The organism is Caballeronia glathei (assembly GCF_000698595.1).
GTDB lineage: Bacteria > Pseudomonadota > Gammaproteobacteria > Burkholderiales > Burkholderiaceae > Caballeronia > Caballeronia glathei.
In genome coordinates this window covers 22,462-32,506 of record NZ_JFHC01000018.1, presented here as the reverse complement: position 1 = coordinate 32,506, position 10,045 = coordinate 22,462, and the positions used below count along the sequence as shown (strand labels likewise).

General features: G+C 65.6%; 8 protein-coding genes. 3 read left to right on the top strand and 5 right to left on the bottom strand.

Going from position 1 to position 10,045, the window contains the following annotated elements; genetic code table 11:
- Window positions 1-88: 88 nt before the first annotated feature.
- Together BG61_RS13660 and BG61_RS13655 are read right to left on the bottom strand one after the other, a co-directional pair.
- Window positions 89-1,474 carry a NarK family nitrate/nitrite MFS transporter gene (locus BG61_RS13660; RefSeq protein WP_035932726.1) on the bottom strand — a complete coding sequence of 462 codons (1,386 nt, stop codon included), beginning with the start codon at window positions 1,472-1,474 and terminating at the stop codon, window positions 89-91.
- A gap of 29 nt (window positions 1,475-1,503) precedes the next feature.
- Window positions 1,504-2,799: an MFS transporter gene (locus BG61_RS13655; protein WP_035932975.1), complete on the bottom strand. Its 1,296-nt coding sequence runs from the start codon at window positions 2,797-2,799 to the stop codon at window positions 1,504-1,506.
- A 289-nt stretch (window positions 2,800-3,088) separates the two neighbouring features.
- Between BG61_RS13655 and BG61_RS13650 the strand changes: the two genes are divergently transcribed.
- Window positions 3,089-5,617 carry an adenosylcobalamin-dependent ribonucleoside-diphosphate reductase gene (locus tag BG61_RS13650; RefSeq protein ID WP_035932719.1) on the top strand — a complete coding sequence of 843 codons (2,529 nt, stop codon included), beginning with the start codon at window positions 3,089-3,091 and terminating at the stop codon, window positions 5,615-5,617.
- Window positions 5,618-5,878: 261 nt separating this feature from the next.
- Here BG61_RS13650 and BG61_RS42795 read toward each other — a convergent pair whose 3' ends face one another.
- From BG61_RS42795 to BG61_RS13640, 3 genes are all read right to left on the bottom strand, one after another.
- Window positions 5,879-6,034, bottom strand: a complete 156-nt coding sequence (locus tag BG61_RS42795; protein WP_158447165.1) for a hypothetical protein — start codon at window positions 6,032-6,034, stop codon at window positions 5,879-5,881.
- A 34-nt stretch (window positions 6,035-6,068) separates the two neighbouring features.
- Entirely contained in the window at window positions 6,069-6,464 is a 396-nt protein-coding gene (locus BG61_RS13645; protein ID WP_370818071.1) for a DUF4148 domain-containing protein, read from the bottom strand.
- A 321-nt stretch (window positions 6,465-6,785) separates the two neighbouring features.
- The gene (locus BG61_RS13640) at window positions 6,786-7,796 is read right to left on the bottom strand and encodes a LysR family transcriptional regulator (protein WP_035932713.1); all 1,011 of its coding nucleotides are present in this window, start codon (window positions 7,794-7,796) and stop codon (window positions 6,786-6,788) included.
- Between the two features lie 195 nt (window positions 7,797-7,991).
- On the opposite strand from BG61_RS13640, the gene BG61_RS13635 reads away from it, so the two are divergent.
- The gene (locus BG61_RS13635) at window positions 7,992-8,810 is read left to right on the top strand and encodes an alpha/beta hydrolase (RefSeq protein ID WP_035932704.1); all 819 of its coding nucleotides are present in this window, start codon (window positions 7,992-7,994) and stop codon (window positions 8,808-8,810) included.
- Between the two features lie 54 nt (window positions 8,811-8,864).
- Window positions 8,865-10,043 carry an efflux RND transporter periplasmic adaptor subunit gene (locus BG61_RS13630; protein ID WP_035932696.1) on the top strand — a complete coding sequence of 393 codons (1,179 nt, stop codon included), beginning with the start codon at window positions 8,865-8,867 and terminating at the stop codon, window positions 10,041-10,043.
- Window positions 10,044-10,045: the final 2 nt, after the last annotated feature.

Below are 10,045 nucleotides of genomic sequence, written 5' to 3'. Positions count from 1 at the left end.
ACCGGTTGAGAATAGGCGGGAGCGTGTGGTTCGCCTATCCCTCGTTGGGTGGAAGGTGCTTACGTCCTTGGGTGTAGTTCCGTGCGGATCAGCAGGGCATGTCGGCGTTGCGGCGCGCATAGCAGAACCACGTCATCGCGACGCAACTCACGTAGAAGGCGACAAACGCATACAGTGCGGGAACCGCCGAGCCGGTCATGTCGATCGCGGTGCCGAACGTTCGCGGAATGAAGAAGCCGCCATACGCGCCGACGGCGCCGGCGAACCCGAGCACCGCCGCGGACTCCTTGCCGGCTTCCTGCTGCGCCCGGCGCTGTGCGGCGCTGTCGTCTGCCCGGGCCTTGCGCTGGTGCTCGGTCATGAAGATCACGGGAATCATGCGGAACGTCGATCCGTTGCCGATGCCGGTCAGCGCGAAAAGCACGATGAAGGTCGCGAGGAAGCCGTTGAAATTTCCGCCCGCGCCGCCTTCCGGCAGAAAGTGGATCACGGCGAACACCGCGGCGGTCATCGCGACGAAGGTGTAGAGCGTGACGCGCGCGCCGCCGAGCTTGTCGGAGATCCATCCGCCGACCGGCCGCGTCACCGCACCGGCGAGCGGGCCGAGGAACGCGTAGGCGGTGGGGTCGACGGCCGGGAACTGGGACTTCGTGAGCAGCGCAAAGCCCGCGGAGAAACCGATGAACGATCCGAACGTGCCGACGTAGAGCCAGCACATGAGCCAGTTGTGCTTGCGCCGGAAGATGACGGCCTGCTCGGCGAACGACGCCTTGGCGTCCGCGATATCGTTCATGCCGAACCAGGCCGCGAGCGACGCCACCACGATGAACGGCACCCAGATGAAGCCCGCGTTCTGCAGCCAGATGCCGCGCTCGGCCCCGTCGGCCGGATACGTGCCGCCGTCGCCCGCAAGCGAACCGAACACGGCCGACGCGATCACGAGTGGCGTGACGAACTGCACGAGCGACACCCCGAGGTTGCCGAGGCCCGCGTTGAGCCCGGTGGCAAGCCCCTTTTTCGCCTTCGGGAAGAAGAAGCTGATGTTCGCCATCGACGAGCTGAAGTTCGCTCCGCCCAGCCCGCACAGCAGGGCGAGGACGAGGAGGGTGGGGTAGCTCGTCGACGGATCGCGCAGCGCGAAGCCGATGCCGAGAGCTGGAATCAGCAGCGTCGCGGTGGAGAATGCGGTGAAGCGCCGTCCGCCGAAGATCGGCACGAGAAACGAGTAGAAGATGCGCAGCGTCGCGCCCGACAGCGCGGGTAGCGCGGTGAGCCAGAACAGCTGGTTCTTGCTGAAATGGAATCCGCCCTTGTCGAGGTTGACGACCGTGACGCTCCACAGCGACCACACGGCAAACGCTAGCATGAGCGCGGGAATCGAGATCCAGAGATTGCGATTGGCGACCGTCGAGCCGCCCGCGTTCCAGAACGATGGATCTTCCGGCCGCCAGATGGTGAGGACCTGGTTGGACATGGTGGTTGCTAACTTTGATAACGAAGGTGTCAGACCGCGCCGTGACGCGACGCGAGCTTGCTGCTCGCGTGGGCAACGCCGATCGAGCGGAAGGAGAAGTGCATCCAGACGAGACTGATGGCGGTGGCCCCGAAAAGGAGCATGAAACACGTGCTGTGCACGCCGGTCAGGTCCACGAGCGCGCCGAACAGAATGGGCAGTGCGAAGCCCGCGAGGCCGCCCGACAGTCCCACGACGCCCGACACCGCGCCGATGTTGTCGGTGTAGTCGTCGGAGATGAACTTGAAGACCGATGCCTTGCCGATCGCCATTGCGATGCCGACGACGAACATCAGCACCGTGAAGACCCCGGGCGAAAGGGCGATGCCGAAACGCAGCGGACCGTTCGCGGAACTGACGGCGAGCTCGGTTTCGGGGTAGCTCAGCACGAAGAAGCACGCGAACACGATCCACATCACGGCCCACGTCGTGCGGTAGGCGCCGAAGCGGTCCGAGAGCCATCCGCCGAGCGCGCGCAGCACGCCGCCGGGGAGCGAGAAGCACGCGGCAAGGAGCGCGGCCCGTTCGATGGAAAAGCCGTAGTGGTTCACGTAGTAATGCGGCATCCACAACGCGAGCCCGACATAGCCGCCGAACACGACGGAGTAGTACTGCGAGTAGCGCCACGCGCGCGGGTCCGTGAGTACGCCCGGGCTGCGGCCCGCGCCCGCCGCCTTCGGCATGCGATGGCGTGGATCGCTCGCGGAGGTGAGCCAGAACGCGAGCGCGGTGACGAGCATGGCGACCGAGTAGACCTTGGGCACGACCGTCCACGTGCCCGCCGCGACGATCAGCACGGGCGCGACGAACTTGGTGAGCGCGGCACCGGAATTGCCCGCGCCGAAGATGCCCATCGCGAAGCCCTGGCGCGACTTCGGGAACCAGCGGGCCACGTACGGCGTGCCGATGGAGAAGCAGGCGCCCGCGAGCCCGACGAGAAGGCCGAGCACGATGAATTGCCAGAACGCGGTGGCATGGGAGATCAGCCACAGCGGCACGACGGTGGCGAGCATCGTGAGGAGGAACACGACGCGCCCGCCGAACCGGTCGGTGCACATGCCGAGCGGCACGCGGGCCAGCGACCCGGACAGCACGGGCGTGGCCGCGATCATGCCGAATTCGGTGTCGGTGAGGCCGAGCTGCTGCGTAAGCGGAATGCCGAGAATCGCGAACATCATCCAGATCGCGAAGCAGATGGTGAAGGCAAAGGTGCTCGACCACAGCACGCGCCAGGCGCGAGGGTCGGAAACGGGAGGGCTGGTCCGGGAGTTGCGTGCCGCGGTCATCTTGCTGGTCCTGATGCTGGTCAGAAGGTCGTGCGTGATCGTGCGTGATATGTAGGCGAGGCCCGGGGCCAGCTTGCCGCACGCGATATCGGCTGAACATTCGCCAAACGGACGACGCGACACCGTGTCGCTCGCTCAGCGGAGCTAGTCCGAAAGGTGTAAAAGGGGGATCTTTGGGAGGAGGGACTTGGCGTGCGCGCGGCAATCGCGCTATCGTCGTGAATCGCCCTTGCGGGTTTGCTGTCACGCATGCTGCACATGCAGCACCTGCGCGTTTCGAGGACCGGACATGGCCGAAGACAATCTCAACACACCCGTTGCACCGCAGCAGTTTTCAACCGACGTGATGCTCGAAAAGTATGCGAAGGGCGACGAATCGCGCATCGACGACATCTACCGGCGCGTGGCGCGCGGCGTGGCGCGCGCGGAGCCGGAGGCGCTCCGCAAACAAGTGGAGGCAGAATTCTTCGACAACTTCCGCCGCGGCGCGCTCGGCGCGGGCCGCATCATGAGCGCGGCGGGCACGGGCATCGAGGCGACGCTCATCAACTGTTTCGTGCAGCCGGTCGGCGACGCGATCCAGGGCGTGGATGACAACGGCCTGCCGGGCATCTACGTGGCGCTTCTGCAGGCGGCCGAGACGATGCGGCGCGGCGGCGGCGTCGGCTATAACTTCTCCGCGATCCGCCCGAAGGGCGCGCGCGTGCATTCCACGGGATCGTCGGCATCGGGGCCATGCAGCTACATGGACGTGTTCGACGCCTCGTGCCGCACCGTGGAGAGCGCGGGCTCGCGGCGCGGCGCGCAGATGGGCATTCTCGACTGCACGCATCCCGACCTGCTCGAATTCATCGTGGCGAAGCAGACGAAGGGACGCTGGAACAACTTCAACGTATCGGTGGCGGTGTCGGACGAGTTCATGCAGGCCGTCGCCGACGACGCCACGTGGCAACTCGTGCACCGCGCGGAGCCGTCGCCGGCGTTGCGCGCATCGGGCGACCTGCGCCAGCGCGAAGACGGCATGTGGGTCTATCGCGAGGTGCAGGCGAAGGAAGTGTGGGACACGATCATGCGCTCGACCTACGACGTGGCCGAGCCGGGCGTGGTGTTCATGTCGCGCATGAACGACGACAACAACCTGCGCGCCGTCGAAACGATCCGCGCGACCAACCCGTGCGGCGAACAGCCGCTGCCCGCTTACGGCTGCTGCAATCTCGGCCCGCTCAATCTCTCGCGCTTCGTGCGCAACGCATTTGCGCAGCGGCACGCAGGCACGCCTTCATTCGACTGGGAAGCGCTCGCGAAGACCACGCGCATTCAGGTGCGCTTTCTCGACGACGTGCTCGACGTCACGCTGTGGCCGCTGCCGGAGCAGGCGAGCGAGGCGCAGGCGAAGCGGCGGATCGGCGTGGGCTTCACCGGCCTGGGCGATACGCTCGTGATGCTCGGCATCCGCTACGACTCGCCCGAGGGCCGCGAATTCGCCAGGCGCGTCGCGCGCACGATGCGCGACGAGGCCTATCGCGCGTCGGTGGAACTGGCGCGCGAGCGGGGCGCGTTCCCGCTCTTCAACGCAGCACAGTATCTGGAAGAGGGCACGTTCGCTTCGCGGCTGCCGGAGGACATCAAGACGGAGATCCGCGGCACCGGCATTCGCAACAGCCACCTGCTGTCCATCGCGCCCACGGGCACCGTCAGCCTCGCGTTCGCCGACAACGCGTCGAACGGCATCGAGCCCGCGTTTTCGTGGACCTATCAGCGCACGAAGCGCATGGCCGACGGCGGGCGTCAGACCTTCGCCGTGGAGGATCACGCGTACCGGCTGTATCGGGAGCTCGGCGGCGACGTGAAGGCGCTGCCCGATTACTTCGTGAACGCGCTTGAAATGTCGGCGCACGATCACCTCGAAATGATGGCGGCGGTGCAGCCGTTCGTCGACACGTCCATCTCCAAGACGGTCAATGTGCCTGCCGACTATCCGTTCGACGCCTTCCAGGATCTTTACTTCGAGGCGTGGCGGCGCGGTCTCAAGGGACTCGCCACGTATCGGCCGAACGAGACGCTCGGCGCGGTGCTCTCGGTGGCGCCCGAGCAGACGCCGAGCGATTCGCCGGATTCGGAGCTCGAACTCGATCCGCTGCGCATCGCCATCGACCATCGGCCGCGCGGAGAATTGCCCGCGATCATCGAGAAGGTCGAATATCTGACGCAGGCGGGCAAGAAGTCGCTCTACGTGGCCGTGTCGTTCATCGAAGTGACGGGGCGGCTTGGCGGCGAGGACGTGACGATCGAGCGCCCGATCGAGTTCTTCATCCCGACCGGGCAGCGTGACGAATCGCAGCAGTGGATCACGGCCACCATGCGCTCGCTCTCGCTCGCGGCGCGAGGCGGTTTCGTCGCGCGCAATCTGCAGGACATGCGCAAGGTGTCGTGGGACCGCGGGCAGGTGCGCCTGGGCGACGTCGAACGGCTCGACGGACACCGCAGTCCGCGCTGGCACGACTCGGAGGTCGCGGCGCTCGCGTATGCGATTCAGCAGATTCTGTATCGACGGGGCTTCCTCGATCGCGAGGGCAATCAGGTGCCGTCGCGGGTGCTCTCGCAGCGACGCTCGAACGGTCACACGGACTGGCAGCCCGCGCTCGACTCAGGCGACGACTTCACCGAACTGGTGCACGGCGAGGCTTCATCGGGCGATCCCCATTCGCTGATGCCGATGCACGGACGCAAGTGCTCGACGTGCGGCGCAAATGCAGTCATCCGCAAGGACGGCTGCGATTTCTGCACGGCGTGCGGCGAAATAGGCGCATGCGGCTGATTCCGGAGTTTATGTCCGGAATCAGCCTGCGTCGTCACATCGGTGGAGATTGGCAGCAGAGAGGCGGTGCGGCACCGCCTCGCATCAAGCCCTAGGTTCGCTGCTGGACGGCGCGCGGCGTCTCGCTGTCAGACTCATCCGCTCCGGCGGGCGCGACCGGTGAAACGGCTCCCTCTACCGCGGGTTGCGCATCCGCTCGGGCAGTACCGGAAATGACATGCGGACCCGCGATTGTCGCGACCACAAACGCTACAACGGCGATTACCGCTCCCATGCAACCTCGGCCGTTTCTGCTTCATGCGTGCGCTGTGCGCGCGGCGTGCTCGCCGATTGCGGCACGAACGGACGCCAGATGGGCGCGGCAGGCGCCCAGTCATCGAGTGCGGAAAACTGCTCAAGCGGTGTGTTCTCGTACATGATTTACCTCTGATGATGACTGCAACTTCTTGAATCAGCGAACGTCGACGCCGCTTTGCGTCGTCGAGCCGTTCGCATATTCCACGATCTGGCGATTGCGTTGTTCGGCGAGCGCCGCGTCGCGTGCGCGGCGCTCGTGTTGAGCGGCGACGGCGTCGCCCGCCATGCTTCTGTCCGGATAGGTATTGCGGTTCAGCGCCGGCAGCGTGCCGTTCGAATACGCGGCGACCAGTTCGGCGCGCACTTGTGCACGCGTCTTCACGACCTGGCCACCGTCTGCCGTCGCCTGGCTCGACTGCACCTGATAGGTGCCTGCGCGCCCGATGCCCTGACCGCCGTCCGCGAACGCAACCGTCGAGGCAGCAGCGGCAACGGCGGCAACGGCGGCAACGGCGGCAAACGAAAGACGTGCGATCAGTGCGCTTTTCACGGTGAAACTCCTGTCGATGCTTTTCAAAGCAGTTCGCCGTTCGAACGGTTCGACGACACTGCGACAGGACCGAATGTAATCAACGCGGCGCCGTGAATAAATCCACGAACCGCGAATTGATTAGTCGAAGATCGCGAATAATCCCGCGAAGCCTTATGGGGCGGGCGTTTGCGGAGAACGGGAGAGAACAGGCGCATGCATGGGACGCCCTGGCGGGACGAATAAGCCCTGGTTCGATAGGGATTTGCCGCGGGGAAAAACGCATGGAGTGAAGAAAGTGCGGGCGTTCTGCAGAACGCCCGCAGCAACGAAAAACGTTAGCTATACAACCACGTCGGCCGTGCCAGCGACTTCCGGCGTGCCGTGCTTGACGGTTTTCGAGGACGACGTGCTGGTCGGCAGGCAGCGGTCTTCCGCGTCTTCCTGACCCGACAGGAGCGGGCAGCGCTCGAACAGTTCGGCCGCCCAGTCGACGAACACGCGCACCTTCGGCGACAGATGGCGATTGTGCGGATAGACCGCCGAAATCGGCATCGGCAGGGGCTTCCACTGCGGCAGCACCTCGACCAGTTCGCCCGATCGCAGGTACGGCAGCGCCATGAAGCGCGCGATCTGGACCAGGCCGACGCCCTTCACGCCGCAGTTCAGGTACGCCTCGGCGTCGTTCACTGCGATCGGGCCGTTCATCTTCACTTCGATGGTCCTGTCGTCGACGATGAAGTCCATGTCGATGATGCGGCCCGTGCGGCTCGAAAAATAATTTACCGCCGTGTGGTGCTGCAGATCCTCGAGCGTCTGCGGCACGCCGTGCCGTTCGAGGTATTGCGGACTGGCCGCCGTCACGCCCTGGAACACGCCGATGCGCCGCGCGACGAGACTCGAATCCTGCAGCGTGCCCACGCGGATCACGCAGTCCACGCCTTCCTGAATCAGGTCGACGGGCTTGTCGCCGAAGCCCACCATCAGCTCGATATCGGGGTAGCGCGTGTGGAATTCGCACATCGCGGGCATCACGATCATGCGCCCGATCGACCCCGGCATGTCCACCCGCAGCTTGCCGCGCGGACCCTTGCCGCTATGGGCGAACGAGCTTTCCGTCTCCTCGATGTCCGCGAGGATGCGCACGCAGCGTTCGTAATAGGCGGCGCCGTCGGGCGTGAGGTTCAGGCGCCGCGTCGTGCGCTGCAGGAGCCGCACGTTCAGATGCGCTTCGAGGTTCTGGATGATCGTCGTGACCGATGCGCGCGGCAGGTCGAGCGTATCCGCTGCGCGCGAAAAACTGTTGGTGTCGACGACCCTTGTAAACACCTGCATTGCTTGTAGCCGATCCATTTCTCTCACCGTCGAGGCTTTGCAGCGCATGGAATGAAGCAGGCTGCTGAGGCGTTAAGGACAGTATCGGGCGCGATTGTTCGGTGCGACCGAATTGTGTTGCCGGATTATAGGCATTTATTTCAAAAGCTGCGGGCTCCAGAATTCGCCACATCGTAACCAGGCTGGGATGGCGCGAACACGCCGCGAATAACCATGGCATCAATGCTGGATCTGGAACAGACCCCGCGCCTTTGCATCGAGGACGTACGTATTACCGGACACGCGCAGCCCATCGTGCTGCGCAGCTACAGGCCCGCATCGGATGGGACCGTTCTGCCAATTGTCCTTTATTTTCACGGCGGCGGCTTTACCCGCGGCGGGCTGGACGACGCGGACTTCGCGGCTGCGACCATCGCGCGCGACACCCCCGCGTGGGTCGTGTCGGTCGGATATTCGCTCGCGCCGCTGTTTCCGTTTCCGGCCGCGCCCGAAGACGGTTATCGCGCGGCGCAGTGGGCGGTGGCGAATGCCCGCGGGCAGCGCGCGGACCCGCTGCGGTTCGGCGTGGCGGGGCATGACGCCGGCGGCAATCTCGCGACCTGCCTTGCGGCAATTGCGCGCGATCGCGGAGAGATTGTCGTTTCGGCGCAGGCGCTGCTCGCGCCGCTGCTCGACCCGAGCATGACGCGGGTTGCGGACGAACGGAAAGTGAAGGGCACGGATCTGGGCTTGAGCGAGTGCGCGAAGTGCTATCGCGCCTATTTGCCGAATGCTTCACAACGGCTGCATCCATATGCCGCGCCGCTCGAATCGCGGCGCCTAGTCGGGCTGCCTGCCGCGCTGATCGCGAGCGCCGAGCACGACCTGCTGCATATCGAGGCGGAGAAATATGCGGGCGAACTGATCGCCGCGGGCGTTCCGACCGAGGTGACGCGTCACGGAAAGGCGTCGCACCAGGGGCTCGCGACGCACCCGGCCGCGCTCGCGGACGTCGTCACGTTCTTCAAGAAACGGCTCGCGCGCGTGAAGTAACGGCGCGCGCGCCACAAAAAAATAGATTTCAACGACTCTATCGGAGCTTTTCACATGTTCACACGCAAACGGATATATGCCGCGCTCGGCGCGACGCTGATCATCGCCGGGGTGGGCGGGTACACGGCATGGCGCGGCCATGGCGACGCCGCCGTCAACGCCGCGCAGGCCGCGGCGCACCCGCCGGCCACCGAGGTGGACGTCGCGGCTGTCGTCTCGAAGACCATCACCGACTGGCAGAGCTACTCCGGGCGCCTCGAAGCCATCGACCGGGTGGACATCCGTCCGCTCGTGCCGGGGACGATCGTCGCGGTGCATTTCAAGGACGGCGCGCTCGTGAAGAAGGGCGATCAGCTGTTCACGATCGACCCGCGCCCGTACGTTGCCGAGGTCGATCGCGCCGCCGCGCAACTGGCGGCGGCGCAGGCGCGCAACGTGTACACGTCGACGGATGCGGCGCGCGCGGAACGCCTGCTCGCGGACAACGCGATCGCCAAGCGCGACTACGACGAGAAACAGAACGCCGCCCGTGAGGCCGCCGCGAACGTGAAGGCCGCGCAGGCGGCGCTCGAGTCCGCGCGCGTGAACCTGACGTACACGAACATCGTGGCGCCGGTGTCGGGGCGCGTGTCGCGTGCCGAAATGACGCTCGGCAACGTGGTCGCGAACGGCGCCAATGCGCCGCTTCTGACGACGCTCGTGTCCGTCTCGCCGATCTACGCATCGTTCGACGTCGACGAGCAGACCTATCTGCGCTATCTCAGCCACGATGCGAAGGGCACCGTGCCGGTGTCGCTCGGGCTCGCGAACGAAGACGGCTATTCGCGCGAAGGCGTGGTGGATTCCGTCGACAACCGCCTCGACACCAGCTCGGGCACGATCCGCGTGCGTGCGCGCTTCAACAATCCGGACGGCGCGCTCGTGCCGGGGCTCTATGCGCGCATCCGCGTGGGCGGCGGCACGCCGCACCCGGCCGTGATGATCGACGACACGGCCATCGGCACCGATCAGGACAAGAAGTACGTGATGGTCGTCGACCGCGACAGCCGCGCCCAGTATCGCGAAGTCACGCTCGGGCCGTTGCATGACGGCCTGCGCGTGATCACGAAGGGCCTTGCGCCGGGCGAGCGCATCGTCGTGAACGGCTTGCAGCGCGTGCGTCCGAACGACGTCGTGAAGGCGAACGCCGTTGCGATGGCGACGAGCGCGCCCGCACCGAAATCAGCGTCGTAAGC